The 17639-nt window shown below is 43.1% G+C and carries 13 protein-coding genes; 11 read left to right on the top strand and 2 right to left on the bottom strand.

Features of this window, described 5'->3' with window-relative positions; all coding sequences use genetic code 11:
- Positions 1-10: 10 nt before the first annotated feature.
- The 11 genes from DACE_RS05920 (at position 11) to DACE_RS05870 (ending at position 14437) form a co-directional block, all read left to right on the top strand.
- Positions 11-1252, top strand: a complete 1242-nt coding sequence (locus DACE_RS05920) for a hypothetical protein (RefSeq protein WP_040366380.1) — start codon at positions 11-13, stop codon at positions 1250-1252.
- Positions 1242-2711 (top strand): hypothetical protein, encoded by a 1470-nt coding sequence (locus DACE_RS05915; RefSeq protein WP_005999268.1) that lies wholly within the window; start codon positions 1242-1244, stop codon positions 2709-2711. The genes DACE_RS05920 and DACE_RS05915 overlap by 11 nt, the downstream gene beginning before the upstream one ends.
- 3 nt (positions 2712-2714) lie before the next feature.
- Entirely contained in the window at positions 2715-4796 is a 2082-nt protein-coding gene (locus tag DACE_RS05910) for a glycosyltransferase family protein (protein ID WP_005999266.1), read from the top strand.
- Between the two features lie 111 nt (positions 4797-4907).
- Positions 4908-6152, top strand: coding sequence for a glycosyltransferase family 4 protein (locus DACE_RS05905; protein WP_005999264.1), 1245 nt, complete (start codon positions 4908-4910; stop codon positions 6150-6152).
- Positions 6149-7318: a glycosyltransferase family 4 protein gene (locus tag DACE_RS05900; RefSeq protein ID WP_005999262.1), complete on the top strand. Its 1170-nt coding sequence runs from the start codon at positions 6149-6151 to the stop codon at positions 7316-7318. The genes DACE_RS05905 and DACE_RS05900 overlap by 4 nt, the downstream gene beginning before the upstream one ends.
- 17 nt (positions 7319-7335) lie before the next feature.
- Positions 7336-7929, top strand: coding sequence for a sugar transferase (locus DACE_RS05895; RefSeq protein WP_005999260.1), 594 nt, complete (start codon positions 7336-7338; stop codon positions 7927-7929).
- Positions 7926-8546 (top strand): acetyltransferase, encoded by a 621-nt coding sequence (locus DACE_RS05890; protein ID WP_005999258.1) that lies wholly within the window; start codon positions 7926-7928, stop codon positions 8544-8546. Before DACE_RS05895 ends, DACE_RS05890 begins: the two co-directional genes overlap by 4 nt.
- 20 nt (positions 8547-8566) lie before the next feature.
- Positions 8567-9742 carry a DegT/DnrJ/EryC1/StrS family aminotransferase gene (locus DACE_RS05885; RefSeq protein WP_005999256.1) on the top strand — a complete coding sequence of 392 codons (1176 nt, stop codon included), beginning with the start codon at positions 8567-8569 and terminating at the stop codon, positions 9740-9742.
- Positions 9743-9777: 35 nt separating this feature from the next.
- Positions 9778-11205: an MBL fold metallo-hydrolase gene (locus DACE_RS05880; RefSeq protein WP_005999254.1), complete on the top strand. Its 1428-nt coding sequence runs from the start codon at positions 9778-9780 to the stop codon at positions 11203-11205.
- A 52-nt stretch (positions 11206-11257) separates the two neighbouring features.
- Positions 11258-13129: a polysaccharide biosynthesis protein gene (locus DACE_RS05875; protein WP_005999252.1), complete on the top strand. Its 1872-nt coding sequence runs from the start codon at positions 11258-11260 to the stop codon at positions 13127-13129.
- Positions 13130-13258: 129 nt separating this feature from the next.
- Positions 13259-14437 (top strand): nucleotide sugar dehydrogenase, encoded by a 1179-nt coding sequence (locus DACE_RS05870; protein ID WP_005999250.1) that lies wholly within the window; start codon positions 13259-13261, stop codon positions 14435-14437.
- A 36-nt stretch (positions 14438-14473) separates the two neighbouring features.
- On the opposite strand, the gene DACE_RS05865 is transcribed toward DACE_RS05870, so the two are convergent.
- Positions 14474-15229, bottom strand: coding sequence for a lipopolysaccharide kinase InaA family protein (locus DACE_RS05865; RefSeq protein WP_005999248.1), 756 nt, complete (start codon positions 15227-15229; stop codon positions 14474-14476).
- Positions 15230-15330: 101 nt separating this feature from the next.
- Entirely contained in the window at positions 15331-17634 is a 2304-nt protein-coding gene (gene ptsP, locus DACE_RS05860) for a phosphoenolpyruvate--protein phosphotransferase (RefSeq protein WP_040366409.1), read from the bottom strand.
- Between the last annotated feature and the right edge of the window lie 5 nt (positions 17635-17639).

The raw sequence follows: 17639 nt of genomic DNA, 5'->3' as shown, positions 1-17639 counted from the left end.
CTTTTTGTGTATGTTTATAAACTTTCTTGTAAAAATGCTTAAGTTCAATGTTCATTCTTTTAGGCCGTTATCAACCGGGAATTTTTTAAATATTGTAATTACCGATTTGCGAGAGGAAGGGGTATTACAAAAATCAAAAAGTTTTTATACGATTGTTGAAAAATGTATCAAGGAAGAAAAGCTTGTAAATATTATAGTTCCACTAGTACCAAATAATCATAGTGATGTGAATGATTTTTATTTGGCTAGTTTTGATAAATATCTATCAAGTGATCTGTTTAATGTGGTTTTTGTTGAAAAGCAGTCATTGCGTTTGGCAAAATTATATTCTTTATTATTTATCTGTTGGTTTTTTATTTTTTCTCAAGGGACCTTTCTTACTCGGGTTAACCTCGCATGTTTGTCTGCTCTTAATTTTTTCAAAGTTTTAAACTTTTATGCAATTTTTGATTTGCTGCCATGTGATAATTGGCTTGGATTAACTGGAAATGCTGAGTTGCTTGCATTTAAGTTGCGAAATGAAATTGTAGGTAAAAAAACGCGGATTTCAGCAGTTCAGTTTGGTCAAGCATCAATGGATCAATTTCATTTTGAGGACTATCATGTTGATACGTTATTTGTATATGACGAAGTGTCGGCAGGAGTTTATAATAAATTAGGTGTTGATGTTTCTTCTGTTGTAGTTTGTGGATCTCCGGAATTTGAATTTTATTTAAATGCTATTGATGATAATCAGTTGCAGCAGCAAAATAGAATAAATGTTTTATTTATCGATCAGCCAGTATTTCAGAGGTCTGAATATTCTAGTTCATATCTCGAAGAAGTGCATGGTGTCCTTTTTAGATTGTTAAATAACACTCAGCTCAATATCTTGGTAAAGAAGCACCCGAGAGGTTCTGCATTTCGTGGGGCTCCTTTGGTTTTTAATAATAAAACAGATGATATAATTGAATTAATGTCAATATCGCATATTGTAATTGGTTTCTATTCAAATTTATGCGATTTGGGTTTGTTGAAAAATAGGATGGTCATTTTTCTGGGAGCAGAATCTGTCTTGCCGCCGGGAAAATTGGATTGGATTGTTTCTCATGGCGGGATAATAGTTGATACCGTAGCTGAAGTTGAAGAAATAATTGACACGGTTAGTATTGATAATATTTGTTCTTCTTCAGTAGCTAGTTGTGTAGAAAATCATCTAGAGACTTCTTCGAATGTTATATATTCTAAATTGGTGAATTCATATGGGGCCTAAGGATGCGCTACGCTTTATTAATGAAGTCGAAAATTTAATTGGCGACAAGTATCGAATCTATGGGCTAGACCTTTGGCCGGTGATTCGAAATACTTTCCTCTCTTTGATTATTGATCAAGGAAAGCATCGATGCGCATCATCAAAACCGCGTATGTTTAGCTTGGCGTGCTTCTTCAGGTCTTTGAAATCATTAGCATCTATACGCCGTACTGATATTTTCTTTCTTACTGATGTTAAATATTCAGAGAAAATTTCAGGAAGCGTTTATCTTAAGGATGCGCATGTATTGGCAGAAATTTCTCGAGAGGAGGGCAAGCGAGTCGCTATCGGTTTGACGGGGTGTAGATTAGAAGATATGTTGGTGGACAAAGATCGATGTTATTTGTTGAGTTCCATTGTTTACATCTCTTCTTTTGTTTCAAGAATACCTTATCTAACCAAATTTTTTCCAGAGATTGAAAAATGTATCGACGATTTCTTTTCTTGTGTTGATCAGGTTAGGCATAAGTATAAATTGAAATTTGAAGAATCTGACTATCGAAAGCAGTTAGTGAAAAATGTTCTCATGTGTTTCTCCGCGCTTTTTTTATTGAAGAAACTTCTTAAGAAGGTCAGACCTTCTGTCGCGTATTTGCATTGTTACTACTCAGTTTTTGGGATGGCTTTTTGTGCGGCTTGTAATGATCTAGGCATAATTGTTGCTGATGTCCAGCATGGCATATCCGGTATGAATATGCGAGCCTATGCAAATTGGAAATCTTGCCCATATGACGGTTATAATACTCTTCCAAGGGTTTTCTTGACGTGGACATCGTTTGATCAGAATGCTATTGAGAGTTGGTCAAATTTGTCTGGAGGGTGTCATCGTGCCTATCTGGTTGGAAATCTTTGGAGAGATTATTTGGCCGATCGATGGCCAGTTGATAGTGTTAAGAATGAGTGGAGTAGCTTCTTTGATAGAATATCGATATATGATTTAAAAATTGTTGTAACGCTTCAGAGTGGCTTTATTGATAGCAATATTGTTGAACTTGCTCGTAATATCAGTGATCGGTATTGTATTATTATTAGGACGCATCCAGATAGTGATTTTAATAAAGTAATAGCTGACTATAGTGATGTTTTGACTATGGATAACGTTATCTTTATCAGTGCATCAATGGTTCCCGTTTCAATATTGATGAAACATATGGATTTGCATATTACAGGTTGGTCAGCATCTGTATATGATGCTTATTTTGAGTCTGTTCGCTCGGTGATTATATCCAGGTGTGGCAAAGAGTATTTCGAAGAATTAATTGATAAAAATGTTGCTATTCCTTTGATGGATGAAGAAGTTCTTTTAGATGTTGTCTATAAAAATATTTCTACTGATATTGGCATTCAAGATTGTATCAATGAAGATAATGTATCTAGGGCCTCTCAAAAGAAAATATTAACAAACTTAAGCGAAATTTGAGCTATGTATAAAAAAATAACTTCATTTGTTCCGGTTCAAATAAAACGGCCAGCAGTTTTGGCAGCTAGGTTTTTTTGCAAATACTTATCCGGACTGTTTAACGTTATATTACTTCCTATAGCTAAATTTTATATTCAGGTGAAAAGATTCACATTGTGGGGCCGTGTTGATGGTGAGAGCTTTCAAGGTGACTTGAATGATGTTCTTGGACGACTTAAATTTAAGTTGTCTGTTGTTGATTTTGCCAAGCTTCACCATGTTGTAAAAAGACGGTCTTTAGTGTTCGTCGAAAATAACGCTCTTTTAAAAAACTATAAATCACTAGATGACTTATTGGTTGATGCTAGAGTATGTGTAGTGTTTAGAACTAAAAAGGACTATTTGGAATATGTAGATTATTTAAAAATTAATAACCTGGAAGATTCTGTTAAGTGTCACGATATCACATATATACCAACAATCGATTCAGGCCTAGATGAGGCCGTTTATGGTGATTCTCGTAGAAATGCTATTATGTTTTCAAAATATATAAGATGTTGTTTTGGAAATATCAGCATGTTTCGAAAATTCTCTCGTGGTGTGAGTGGGATTGATATAGCACTTTCAGATCGATTGGTTCCTTGGGTGCGTAATGTATTATATATTGAAAAATATGTTTCTAGGAATAAGATAAAGACGATTTATGTCCTGCCTAGTAGAGTTATTAATACGAAACTTCTGGCTTTTTATCTGTCTAGTTCAAGCAAGGCTAGAGTATGTTTAGTCTCTGACTGTGAAGAAAATTCAATAAGGGATATTAGAGAGTGTGTTTATAGGAAGTGGCAACCTTTATCCAGATGTTTTGTCTCGCGGTATAATATGTCTTCTATTCGTAGTAGTTTTGGAAGGTATCTTCTGTTTTTTTGTAATTTGTCGGACGTGATGTATTACGAAACCATCGTGCCTGTTTTGACCGAGATGTCTAAGAAATTAAAGTGTGGAATTGTTGTTTTTCCCAATAGGCCTCTAGATCGTTATATCTCAGATGAGTATGAAGTGCTTCAACCTTTGGTTTGTAAGGATGATCTTCCTGGGCTTAGTGAGTTCTTTTATGCATTTGATGGTGCTCTTGATGGATATGTGCTTGATGGTTTTAAGTTGAGTACCAAAGAAGCTCTTTTCCGGCTTTATATTGCTATAAATGCCAAGGGTACACTTTTTCGAGTTTTAAGAGATTGTTTTGCTCTTATTGGTGATGTTGATTTATTTCACGATAATTCTAAGGTGTCTGCCCTTGTCTCGAGCCCTGGGAGGATTTGGACGTCTCAGTTTCTTGTGAAATATCTTAAAGAGGTTCCTTCATTCGAAATTCAAAGTGGTACTTTGTCTCGTTCTAGACGGTTCAAAAGGCCTAATTCTAAATATGTATTAGCCATAGAAGACTTTTCTAAAAGTGTTTATGTAGAATATTTTAGAACTGACGCGGACTTGGTCGAAGTTGTTGGGTCTCCAAGGATAGATACTAGGTTGTCAGATATAAAACGGTTCACTAAGTATCAAAGTAGAAGGCGGATATACGGAAAGAAGTTAAGAGATAAAATAATTTGTGTTGCAACCCAGCCATATGGCGTTGATGTGATGCAATCAATGGTTGACGCGTGTTTAAGGTTTTTGTCAACTAACTGTAATTACCGTTTGATTATAAGTATGCATCCGAGCGAAAAGACAGAGTATGAATATTCATATCGACAAAGCATTAAAAAGTTTGACTTACGTAATCGAGCTATTGTTTCACATGGTAATATTTATCATAATCTTAATGCTGCCGATTTCGTTATAACTTATTTTAGCACTGCTGGGTTAGAAGCTTTTTGTCTGGGAAAGCAAGTTTTGACTTACCGTTCATCATCTAAAGCTGCAGTTCCTTTTGATTTGTGTTCACTTGGCGTTGCAAGATCATTTACTACTTACAGGGATTTGGAAAGCCTTATAGTTTCAGGTGATGGCGGTGTTTGCCTTACTGAAGGTTTAAAACGCTTAAGAGATGGGCGTTCTGCTGAAAGAATTGTTGAGTATATTATAAACAGAATTGAATCGCAGGCTTAATTCAATATTCATTTTAGATTAGTTTTTCTGGACGGAAAGATTGCATTGCTAAAAATCATACTGGTTTTTATGTGATGTCGGTTTGGTTGTTATTGAAATTCTGGGGGGGCAGTGAAGGTTCTTTATATACATCAGTACTTTGCTACACCTGAATCCGTTGGTGGAACACGTTCCTACGAAATGGCAAGACGTTTAGTGCGTGATGGTCACGAAGTTGTGATGTTGACAAGTTCAGCCTTTTTACCACCTCATTGGAAATCGCCGCGTGGCTGGACTACGAAAGAGTTTGATGGGATAAAATTGCTCATTTACCATCTGCCATACTCTAATTTGACCCCGTTTTATAAAAGAGTACTTATTTTCCTGAAATTCATGATTGTTGCAACATTTAAAGGGGCGAGACAATCTTGTGATATTGTTTTTGGTAGCAGTACACCCCTGACCGTTGCTGTTCCTGGTGTTATGATTTCAAAATTTCGCCGAATACCTTTTGTTTTTGAGGTTCGAGATCTTTGGCCTGAAATACCAATATCATTGGGGATTTTGAATCATCCTGTAACTAAATGGGTCGCGCAACGATTAGAAAAATGGGCATATCGTAATGCTGCGCACATTGTTTCTCTTTCCCCGGGGATTTCAGAAGGTGTAATAGCTGTAGGTGAGGCACCGCAGAAGATTTCTCTTATTCCTAATGCTGCAGATGTAGATCGGTTCTCAGTCGGAAGAGAGGCGGGGCAACAATTTAAGGCAAAATATTCCTGGTTAGCTGATAGACCATTGGTGGTCTATGTCGGTACGTTTGGATATGTAAATAATCTTTCCTATTTGATTGAAGTTGCTTCAGTTTGCCTTCGGTTAAATGAGAAAATATGTTTTGTTCTTATCGGTGATGGAGATGAAAAAGTTTTTTTACAAGACTATGCACGTCGCTTAGGTGTGTTGAATCGTAACATATTTATCTTGCCATCTATTCCTAAGCAAGAGATCCCTTCAGTTTTGTCAGCTGCTGACTTTTGTATTTCGACAGTTTTGCCGAATCCTGTTTTATGGCGTAATTCTGCCAATAAATTTTTTGATGCGCTTGCTGCTGGTAGGCCTATTGCTATTAATTATCGCGGTTGGCAAGCTGAGCTAATTGATGAAGAAGGTTGTGGGGTGGTATTGGAGCATGACAACGTACAGGTTGCTGCCCAAACGCTTGTTGAAAAAATTGAAAATTTAGCATGGTGTGCTAACGCCCGAGTAAACGCTCGCTTGCTTGCTGAAAAGTCCTTTGATCGAGAAACTCTTTATCGAAAACTTGAGAGAACTTTGGGTCGTGTTTTGAGTGACTATTCCTCGGAGCATTTGACGTGACAAGTACTGAACGGGGTGAATGTAAAAAAGTTCGGCTATTGCATCTGTGTAGTTATTTCATTGGATCAAAGGTATACTGTGGTTTATTTAATGCTTTACATAACCAAGGCTATGTCCAAGATGTTTATGTCCCTATTCGTTATGGTTGTCAAAAAGGGGTAAATGCAGAAAATTTAGTTAGTGATATAGGTATTCAGTATGCTTACCTTCTTAAAAAGTACCATCGAATTTTATTCAGAACTAAGTATAAGGCTGTATATGATGATCTAGAGAGACGTAGTACTGCCCTTGATGCCGATTTGCTGCATGCTCATTCGCTTTGCAGCGATGGCAGTGTAGCTCTAGAAGTTTTCAGGCGTAGAGCTATTCCGTACGTTGTTACAGTAAGAAATACAGATATTAATTTTTTTTGTAAATACTTTGTCCACCTAAGACCATTGTTCCGTAATATTGTTCTTGGGGCTGGTAAAATTATCTTTTTATCCCCAGCCTATGAAACGAAATTGTTTGATCTGTTAGGATTGTCCACCCATGATGAGTTGCTCAAAAAAGTAGTTACTTTGCCTAGTGGCATTAGCGCCTTCTGGCACAATAATCTTTTTTTTAGGGAGGGGTTAGTTGCTTCTGATGTGGTGCAGATACTGTTTGTAGGCCGTTTGGATCGCAACAAAAACATTAAGTCAGTTGTTGCTGCCTGCGATCAACTCTATCAGGAGGGAGTTGGGGTAGAACTACATATTGTAGGTGATGGGCCGCTTAAACGTTGGCTGATGGATAAAATTTCAACAGTTGATTTTATTAAATATGCAGGACCTCTTTATTCAAATGAAGCTCTTATGGATGCGTACCGAGCTGCGCATGTCCTTGTCGTTCCATCATTTAAAGAGACCTTTGGCTTGGTATATCCTGAAGCTTTGTCTCAAGGACTACCAATTATTTTTAGTGCGGGGGAGGGGTTTGATGGTTGGTTTAACTCTGGTGAAGTAGGTTATGCTGTTGATCCTTACTCAATAGAAAGCATTAAGGTCGCAATTGTCAAGATACTATCTCTCTATGGAACTTTATCGCGAAATGCAACCGAAAAATCTTCTTTATTTGATTGGGGGCCCATCTCTAATGAGTATAACAAGCTATATTCTTCATTAATAGATGGTCTACCAATATAAGATGTTGTGTATTAACAATGAAAAGATTCTTTGATATAGTTCTTTCCGTTTGTGTCTTGACTATAATATTGCCGATTGGGTTCGTTGTTGCTGCTGTTGTTTATTTTGATCTTGGTTGTCCAATATTCTTCATACAACTGCGTCCCGGCTACAAAGGAAAACCATTTTCTGTCTATAAATTTCGTACAATGAAAGAGCCGTCTGAAGATGGTTTACTTGGTGAAGGAGACGCTGACCGTTTGACAAAAATTGGACGTTTTCTTCGAAAAACAAGCTTGGATGAAATCCCTCAACTTTGGAATGTACTTAAGGGAGATATGAGTCTTGTTGGGCCAAGACCGCTTCTAATGGAGTATCTACCTTTGTACAGTGACCGTCAGATGCGTAGGCATGACGTGATTCCGGGAATTACAGGTTGGGCACAAGTAAATGGACGAAATCGTTTGAGTTGGCAGGATAAGTTTGAGCTTGATCTTTGGTATGTTCAAAACCAGTCCTTTTGGCTTGATATGCGAATTCTTTTTAAAACTGTTGCCAAGGTGTTGCTTCGTGATGGAGTTTCTTCTTCAGAACATGTTACATCCGAAAAATTTGAGGGGAATAATCTATGAATCGATTAGCAATTTTGGGAGCTAGTGGCCATGGTAAAGTGATTGCCGATATAGCTGAGTGTTGTGGGTGGCAAGTGATAGACTTCTTTGATGATGCTTGGCCAGATGTAGCGTGTATTGGGAGTTGGAATGTTGTCGGTGTTACCAACACCTTAATTTCAAAACTTCATGAGTACACTGGGGTTGTTGTCGCGATCGGGAATAACAAAATACGCAACCGAAAAATGTTTCAGCTTAAGGAGTTGAAGGCGCCTTTGGTGTCTTTGGTGCACCCTTCAGCAACGGTAAGTCGCTATACAGTCATTGGTTCTGGCTCTGTGCTGATGGCAGGAGTGGTGGTAAATGCTGGAACTACAATAGGAGATGGGGCAATACTGAATACCTGTTGCAGTGTTGACCATGATTGTATCTTGGGTGATGGCGTTCACGTGAGTCCGGGAGCCCATCTTGCAGGTAATGTTTGTCTTGGCGATGCCAGTTGGGTTGGTATCGGAGCTAGCGTACGACAGGGGATCACCCTCGGGGCTAACGTCACAGTTGGTGCAGGTGCGACAGTTGTCAGTGATTTTCCTGATGATGTCATTGTTACTGGAGTCCCTGCTCGGATTAAATCTTAATAGATGAATGGATATATATCGTGTTGAATGGACCTTTTTCACCTTGGCCGTGCTTCACTGCTGAAGAAGCTGATACTGTCCGGGATGTTCTTCTCTCCAATAACGTCAATTACTGGACCGGCCAGGAAGGGCGGCTTTTCGAAAAAGAATTCGCTGCTTATACCGGAACAAAATACGCTGTAGCTGTTGCGAATGGTACTCTTGCTCTCGATTTGGCATTGAAGGCTTTGGGCATTGGTTCCGGTGATGAAGTTGTTGTGACCAGCCGCACATTTCTTGCTTCTGTTTCGTCAATTGTTTCAGTGGGCGGCATTCCTGTTTTTGCCGATGTCGATCCTGATAGCCAAAATATTACCGCAGAATCAGTTATGAGAGTGATGACATCTCGAACCAAAGCCATTGTTTGTGTTCATTTGGCGGGCTGGCCATGTGAGATGGATGCAATCATGGCATTGGCAAAGGAAAACGACCTCTATGTTGTTGAAGACTGTGCTCAGGCCCATGGTGCCAAGTATCAGGGACGAAGTGTTGGGTCGATAGGTCATGTTGGGGCGTGGTCTTTCTGCCAGGATAAGATTATGACCACTGGTGGCGAGGGGGGGATGGTAACCACCAATGATCATGAACTCTGGGCCAAGATGTGGTCCTACAAAGACCATGGAAAATCATGGGGTGCTGTCTATGAGAACGAACATCCTCCAGGATTCCGCTGGCTGCATGAATCGTTTGGAACGAATTTTCGCATGACAGAAATGCAGGCGGCAATTGGACGGATTCAATTGGATCGTATGCCTGAGTGGCACCTTGCGCGGACGCGCAATGCTCAAAAAATTCAGTTAACAGCAGGTTCTCTACCTGGACTTCGTGTGCCGGTTCTTCCTGCTGATATTGAACATGCCTGGTACAAGTATTATGTGTTTGTCGATCCTACAAAGTTAAAGACGGAATGGAACCGTGATCGGATCATGAATGCGATTGTTTCTGAATGTGTGCCCTGTTTCTCCGGATCATGTTCAGAGGTTTACTTGGAAAAGGCCTTTGAAGGAACAGAGTTCAGACCCGAGAAAAGACTTCCCGTAGCGAAAGAGCTTGGCGAGACGAGTTTGATGTTTTTAGTGCATCCGACGCTTTCTGAAGATGAAATTCAACTGACGTGTGATGTTTTGAGAGCTGTAATGAAGCAAGCGGCACAGTAGTTGTGGTTTTGTAAAGCTTTTATCTCTGGACCATTTTGAATAAAATATCCTCTTTTAACCCGTACATTCTTCATCATGGTGGAGCCAGTCAGGTAACCGGTTCCTGCCATGAATTGTTGTGTGGCGCGGATGAAAGTTTGCTGATTGATTGTGGGCTGTTCCAAGGGGCGGATCAACGGAATCCAGAGATCGATTTTGGCATAGAAGCTATTCGTGCGTTGATCGTGACCCATGTCCATCTTGATCATGTCGGGCGTATTCCTTATTTGCTCGCTGCCGGGTTTTCCGGGCCGATTTATTGTTCTCCGGCTTCGGCTGTTTTGCTTCCTCTGGTTTTAGAAGATGCTCTCAAGGTTGGTGTGACGCATAATGAGTATTTGATTGCCAAAGCTCTGGAGCGTGTGAAGAAGCAGATCGTTCGTGTTGAATTGGGAACATGGCTTTCTTTGACTCCCTTGTTTTCGTCTGCGGTAGCAATTCGTTTACAGCCAGCAGGGCATATCCTTGGTTCGGTGTCTGTTCAAATTCGTCTAGGGGAACGTCGCGATTATTGTGATGTGGTGTTTTCCGGTGACCTTGGAGCGCCTTATGCTCCGCTGCTGTCGGCCCCTAAGCCTCTCTATCGGGCGGATACACTGATTCTCGAAAGTACCTATGGCGATCGTTGTCATGAGCAACGCCGCTTACGTCGCCAGCGTTTAAAAGCAATTATTGAACGAGCTTTACTCAATCGAGGCGTGATTCTGATACCGGCATTCAGCATTGGTCGGACGCAGGAACTTCTTTATGAACTTGAAGGACTGATTCATCACTATAAAGATGCTCCTGTGACTTCAGATCTATGCTGGGACGACTTGGAAGTGGTTGTTGACTCTCCACTGGCCAGCCGTTTTACTGAATTGTATCGACAGTTGGCGGATTGCTGGGATAAAGAAGGGCATGCCCGGCTTCGGCAAGGGCGGCATCCCTTAAGCTTTGCGCAACTGACAACGATTAACAGCCATGATGACCACCTGCAAACAGTGCATTATCTTAAAAAGAAAGCACGGCCCTGCATCGTTATTGCCGCAAGTGGTATGTGCAGTGGTGGAAGAATTGTCAATTATCTCAAAGCATTGCTTGGCGATGAGCGGACGGATGTTGTTTTTGTCGGCTATCAGGCCGATGGGACGCCGGGGCAGGAGATCCAGACGTACGGTCCGCGTGGAGGTTATGTCCGGCTGGATGGGAAAAAATATTCGATCAAAGCCTCGGTGCATACGTTGTCTGGTTACTCTGCTCATGCTGGCCAGGATGATTTGGTGCGATTCGTCAAGCGTATGCGTCATCATCCAGCTCATATTATTTTAGTCCATGGAGAATCTCTAGCAAGAGAATCATTGCAGGCTAAGCTTAGAAACGCCTGCCCTGATTCTGTTGTTCAGTTGCCAGATGCTCAAACAACATTTCTTGATAACGCTTAATTTTTCCTTTTCGCTGGAATGTCTTTTCTTCGGTGTGTGATAAAGTAAACAAATGATTAAGATCTTTTTTGAAAAACGCCTTCCCTTGACCATTGCGATCAATTGTCTTGCCATTATCTGTGGTTTGATGATGGCTTGTTTGGCTCGCTTTGATTTTCATTTGACTGCTACCGTATATCAGGTGTTCTGGCGATTGCTGCCGGCGGTTGTGATCATCAAGCTGATCGTGTTCTGGCGCTATGGGTTGTTTAGCGGTTGGTGGCGTTACGTCTCTATGGCGGATCTTGTGACTATCTGCAAAGCAAATATTTTTGCCTCTGCGGGTGTGGTCGCCTACGCCGTATTTGTCTATCGCCTGGAAATGATTCCCCGCACGATCCTGTTCCTTGATGGCTTGTTTTGTTTTTTACTGGTTGCCGGAATCCGATTCATTATTCGCGCTTTGAGAGAAAATTTTTACCCCATGCCTATTAGTAAGGCGGGCAAAGCGCGACTGTTGATTGTTGGCGCGGGTGATGCCGGGCAAATGATTGCCAGGGAGTTGCGCTTGAACCGTAAGCTTCAATACGATGCCATTGGTTTTATCGATGATGACCGGCGCAAGCTGAAGGAACATTTTCTTGGATTGCCTGTTTTGGGCTGCTGTGAAGATATCCCGAGTGTGTGTCGCAGAAAAAGAATCGATGAAGTCGTTATCGCCATACCTTCAGCAACAGGTAAACAGATTCGAGATATCGTGGAAAAGTGTCAACAGGCGGAGGTGACTTTCAAAACTTTGCCGGGGGTTGGCGGTTTGCTCGATGGCTCAGTATCTGTAGAACAGATTAAAGACGTGTCTTTGGAAGATCTTCTTGGTCGTGATCCGGTGCGTCTCGATTCGCAGCAAATATCCAATTATCTGTGCGGTAAAAGGGTTCTGGTCACTGGGGCCGGAGGGAGTATCGGTAGTGAGTTGTGCCGCCAGGTTGCCCGTTTCAATCCCAGCAAATTGATCCTGTTTGAAAATGGTGAAACGCCTCTGTTCACCATTGAGCAGGAGTTGAAAAAAAGCCATCCCAAACTGCTGATTTATCCGATTATCGGTGATATCCGCTACCGTGCCCGTGTTGAGGCGATTTTTGATGAGTTCATGCCGGAAGTGGTGTTTCATGCGGCCGCTTATAAACATGTGCCGATGATGGAGGTTAATCCTGCCGAAGCGGTGAATAACAATGTGCGTGGCAGCCAGGTGGTTGCCGAAACGGCCCATATGTTTCGGGTTGAGCGTTTTGTCATGGTTTCCACGGACAAGGCGGTCAATCCGACCAACGTGATGGGCACGACAAAGCGTGTTGCGGAAAAAATTGTTCAAGCGCTGTCGCGACGCAGCAAAACCCGCTTTGTGACTGTGCGCTTTGGTAATGTTTTGGGAAGCAATGGCAGTGTGATTCCCACCTTTAAGGAGCAGATCCGTCATGGCGGTCCGGTGACCGTCACGCACAAGGATATCACCCGGTTTTTCATGACGATTCCAGAAGCTTCACAGTTGGTGTTGCAGGCTGGCAGTATGGGGGAGGGCGGCGAAATCTACCTGCTGGATATGGGAGAGCCTGTTAAGATTGTTCACCTTGCCGAAGAATTGATCCGTTTGTCCGGTAAAACCCCTTATGAAGATATCGACATTGAGTTTACCGGTTTGCGCCCTGGGGAGAAACTCTATGAAGAACTGCTTCTTGATGGAGAGGGGATCAAGCCAACGACCCACGAAAAGATCTGTGTCGCCCGCTCCGTTTTCGAAGACGAGACGATTCTCAAAGTGCAATTAGAGCAGTTGTTTGATGCCGCACGGCAACTCAACCTAAAGCTGACTGTGGATTTGCTGCAGAAAATTGTTCCAGAATACCAGCCCGCTGAACATGCGTCGGTTCGCAAGTTGAACTCATAATCTTAAAAGGATTTTACGCGTTCAGGAGATGTTGGTTGCTAACCAGATGCTATAACGTCCTTAATTCTTTTCTAGTGAGTCGATTTTAGTTTCATTTGACTCTAACTCGAAAAGGATTGATGGGAACGAATGGAATTTAAAAAAATAACCGTTGTCGGGGCGGGTTATGTGGGGTTGTCAAATGCGCTTCTACTTGCCCAAAACAATAAAGTTTGTTTACTCGATATTGATGAACACAAAATTGAACTGATCAACAGCGGGAAAAGCCCGATTTCTGATGCCGGTGTTGAATCTTTTCTGCAGAGCAAAGCGCTCTCATTATCTGCAACAGTCGATCCTGTTGAGGCTTATCAGGACTGCGATTTGGTGATCGTGGCAACACCAACCGATTATGATCCTGAAACAAACCGTTTTGATACCAAAAGTGTTGAACAGGTTGCTCGCCATGTTACTTCTGTTTATCCTCGAGCTTTAATTGTTATTAAATCGACTATCCCGGTCGGCTTTACCCGGCAATTGCGGGCTCAATTGGGCTGTGACAATATCGTCTTCTCTCCTGAGTTTCTCCGTGAGGGCAAAGCCCTGCATGACAATCTGCACCCCTCGCGGATAATTGTTGGAGAACGCAGTGAGCGAGGGCAAGCCGTCGCCGATCTCCTCAGGCAGGCGGCCGTCAAAGACGATGTGCCGGTTTTATTAACCGGTTCATCTGAAGCGGAAGCCGTAAAGTTGTTTGCTAATACGTTTTTGGCGATGCGTGTGGCATTTTTCAACGAGTTGGATAGCTATGCCGAGATTCACAGGTTGAGTCCCCGCGACATTATTGAAGGGGTTGGTTTGGACTCACGGATTGGCTCACACTACAATAACCCCTCCTTTGGTTATGGAGGCTATTGTCTGCCAAAAGATTCTAAACAACTCCTGGCAAACTATGACCAAGTGCCCAATAACTTGATTCGTGCCATTGTCGACGCCAATACCACCCGTAAGGATTTTATAGCCGATTCAATTATTAAACGGAATCCTCAGACTGTTGGTGTATATCGTTTGTTGATGAAAGCGGATTCCGACAATTTCAGAGCATCGTCGATTCAAGGAGTGATGAAGCGTATCAAGGCCAAGGGGATCAAGGTGATCGTCTATGAGCCGGTTTTTGACGGTGACGAGTTTTTTCATTCACCGGTTGTAACGGATTTAGCTGCGTTTAAACACGATAGTGATGTGATTATTGCCAATCGGATGTCCGACGATCTGACGGATGTTATTGATAAGGTTTACACACGGGATCTCTTTGGCGGGGATTCTTAATCAGCTGTCTGCAGCTTGAAACGTGCCCAAAGCCTTTTATTCATCGGAGAAGAAGTTGAGTATCTGCAGAATTTTACGCTTGTGGGCCGGTGTGAGCCGATCGATTTTTTCGTAGTATTTAAAGAATCTCAGTCGTTGCGTCCGATGCAGTGCTTTTTTGCCGACTTTGTCCAGGCAGGCCAGGTCTTTAATTGTGCCCCGGCGACGCAGCCAGCCCCAGCGTGTTTTTCCGAGAGGACAATCAAAAAAGAAGATCTTGGGGTGGGCTTCCTCTTCAGTTGAAACGAGGATGTTGCGCCATTTGAGGTCCCAGTGAATAAAACCATGCTGATGCAGGCGCGAGGTGTAATCGGCTGTCTGACGAAGAATGGTTTTGACCCATGAGCGGTCCTGAAATCTTTGTGGATCTTTTTTAGTCAGCGTGAGGAGATCGTCAGACTGGGGAACCTCTTCAGTAATTAACGCCCCAACTTTAAACATGCCGTGACGTTTGTGTTGGCCGTAGGCAACAATACGCGGCGTGGGAATGCCCAGCTGGCTGAAATACAGCAGATTTTCCCATTCCCCCTGAAGTCTTCCGCGCCCCAGATAGTGACGCAACCCTTTGCCGTTACGGGTATAGACCTTCACATAGTAGGTCGCATCCTGATGGGTGATTCTTTGAACCGAACTGATCGGATCTTTGGAAAGGCAGGTCCCTTTCTGATTCAGGGCGGCTTGAAGTGTTGAGAAAGCTTCTTGTTCCTCATCCTTACCGAGAAAGACCCAGTTGTTGCGAGCTTTATTAAACAAAGATATCCCCTCTCATAAACGAGCTGGGAATTCATAACATATTTTTACAAATGGTTTCTAGTGAATTGTTTGAAACAGGTTCGAGAGAGGCTGGGCTAAAGCTATGTCACACTGTGCAGGTCGTTAACCGCTGCAACGAGAAAATCGTGAATTTGTTCGCTGCCACCCATTTGCAGGACTTCTTCAGCAATATAGGTTGCATCAGAACAATTGAGGTCGGATAGAAATGCCTTGGTTCTGGGAATGAACGGAGAAACCATGGAAAATTCGCGAATGCCGATACCGAGCAAAACCAGAAAACTCAGCGGATCGGAGGCCATCTCGCCACATAAACAAACCCCTTTTCCCAGCCGGTTGGCCGTGTCACTGACATATTTGATGGCTTGAAGAATCGCTGGATGAAGAGGGTTGTAATATTTGTTAACCAGAGGGTTATTGCGGTCAGCCGCCAACATGTATTGAACCAGGTCGTTGGTGCCTAACGCAAAGAAATCGACCTCAGTGGCGAGAAATTTGCACATTTGAACGGCTGCTGGAACCTCGATCATGACTCCGATGGGAATGTCTTCAGCGAAAGGGATGTTTTCCTGACGCAGATTGTTTTTCGCCTCTTCAATGACCTCTTTGCAGGCCCGCACTTCTTCTACGCCGGAGATCATGGGAAAGAGAAGTTTGACTTTGCCATGGCACCCTGCCATGAGAATTGCTTCAATCTGGGTGCGGAAGATGTCGCGATTGTCCAAAGAGACACGAACTGAACGCCAGCCCATGAACGGATTATCTTCAGCCGGGGGACTGAAGTAGGGCAACCCTTTGTCGCCACCGATATCAAGCGTACGAATCGTTACGGGTCCTTCAAAGCTTTCGACGATTTTTTTGCACAATTGATATTGATCATTACGATCAGGGAAGTTGCTGCGCGTCATATAGGGGAATTCGGTACGATACAGGCCGACACCATCGGCGCCGTTACGTTGGGCCACCGCAACATCGCTGATTAATCCAATGTTGGCGCGCAACGTCACATTGACGCCGTCTTTGGACAGGGCCGGCCGGTCACGAAATTCGCTAAGCCGATGCAGTTCCTTACTGCTGTCCTGTTCAAGGCGCTGGTATTCCTCGATAATTCCTTCTACTGGATCGATAAACAGACAGCCTGAGTTGCCATCAAGGATAACATTGGACCCCGATGACACTTTTTTTGTAACGCCTTTGACTCCGACCAAGGCAGGGATGCCCAACGCTTTTGCCATGATAACAGCGTGAGAGTTCTGTTCACCAGCTTCTGTGACAATACCTAATAGTTTCTCGTGGTCGAGAATCGCCATGTCAGAGGGCATAATCTCTTTGGCAAAGAGAATGCCGGGGCGCTTGAATTGTAGGGTTTTTTCCTGCTGTCCGGTCAGGTTGGCTAACAGCCTGCGACCAATGTCAACAGTATCACTGGCCCGTTCACGCAGATACGGATCCTCCATGCGTGAAAAAGCTTCGGTGTATTCGCCAATGACCTTTTTCAGCGCATAAGGTGCGTTATGGCCACTGCGGATTTCATTGGTCATCTGATCGATGAATCCTCGATCTTCGAGGATCATCAGATGAGTGTGGAAAATTGCCGCATCCTGTTCAGATAGCCGTTTTGCAACGCGTTTTTCAAGAAACAGGGTCTGAATACGTGTTTCTTCAAGCGCGTTGTTAAGGCGGTCGATCTCTTCACTGATATTGATATTATCTTCATCAAGAATGTCGGCAAAACCGCTTTGCTCGTCCAGAACGTAGACCGGTCCAGAGATAACACCGGGATAAGCCACCGTGCCTCTAATGGCACTTTGTTGTTGATGATTGTCGTCTGTTTCCAGTGCCGTAGGCGCGGGCTGCAATTTGTTTTGCTGGATGGAATTAAGCAATTGGGCATTGGTGACCACCGTCGACACCTGGAAGGCGATGGTGGTCATGGTGCTGATCTCGGTCGGGCTGAACGCGCGTTTTTCGGTGCTTTGCAGAGTGATGACGCCTATTGGATTGCGTCGATCCATCAAAGGAACAGCGAGAAAGCAGTGAAACTGTTCCTCACCGGTTTCCTGAAAGTACAGGTAGCGGGGGTGTTCCTCGGGTTCGAGAATGGAGATGGGGTGGCCTTGTTCGATGGCCATACTAGCCAGCCCTTCTCCCAACTTCATGCTGACTTTGCCAATCGCTTCCTGGGTGAGCCCTTGAGTTGCCCGTAACCACAAGGTCTCTCCGTCTTCATCAAGAAGATAGATTGAGCACACCTCGGAGTGCATGCGCCGCGCAACGAGGCTGACAATATTGTTCAATGTCTCGTTGAGGTCGTGGGACTGCAGAATCAGCGCACTGATATCCTCAAGGGTGCTGATACCCAGCGATTCTGTGGATGGGTTGTTCATGGCAG

Source organism: Desulfuromonas acetoxidans DSM 684 (assembly GCF_000167355.1).
GTDB classification, from domain to species: Bacteria; Desulfobacterota; Desulfuromonadia; order Desulfuromonadales; family Desulfuromonadaceae; genus Desulfuromonas; species Desulfuromonas acetoxidans.
This window is presented reverse-complemented; position numbering and strand designations above follow the sequence as displayed.

Coding starts and splice junctions, on each gene's coding strand:
- DACE_RS05920 (WP_040366380.1), top strand. CDS start 11: ATGTTTATAAACTTTCTTGTAAAAATGCTTAAGTTCAATGTTCATTCT.
- DACE_RS05915 (WP_005999268.1), top strand. CDS start 1,242: ATGGGGCCTAAGGATGCGCTACGCTTTATTAATGAAGTCGAAAATTTA.
- DACE_RS05910 (WP_005999266.1), top strand. CDS start 2,715: ATGTATAAAAAAATAACTTCATTTGTTCCGGTTCAAATAAAACGGCCA.
- DACE_RS05895 (WP_005999260.1), top strand. CDS start 7,336: ATGAAAAGATTCTTTGATATAGTTCTTTCCGTTTGTGTCTTGACTATA.
- DACE_RS05890 (WP_005999258.1), top strand. CDS start 7,926: ATGAATCGATTAGCAATTTTGGGAGCTAGTGGCCATGGTAAAGTGATT.
- DACE_RS05875 (WP_005999252.1), top strand. CDS start 11,258: ATGATTAAGATCTTTTTTGAAAAACGCCTTCCCTTGACCATTGCGATC.
- DACE_RS05870 (WP_005999250.1), top strand. CDS start 13,259: ATGGAATTTAAAAAAATAACCGTTGTCGGGGCGGGTTATGTGGGGTTG.
- ptsP (WP_040366409.1), bottom strand. CDS start 17,634: ATGAACAACCCATCCACAGAATCGCTGGGTATCAGCACCCTTGAGGAT.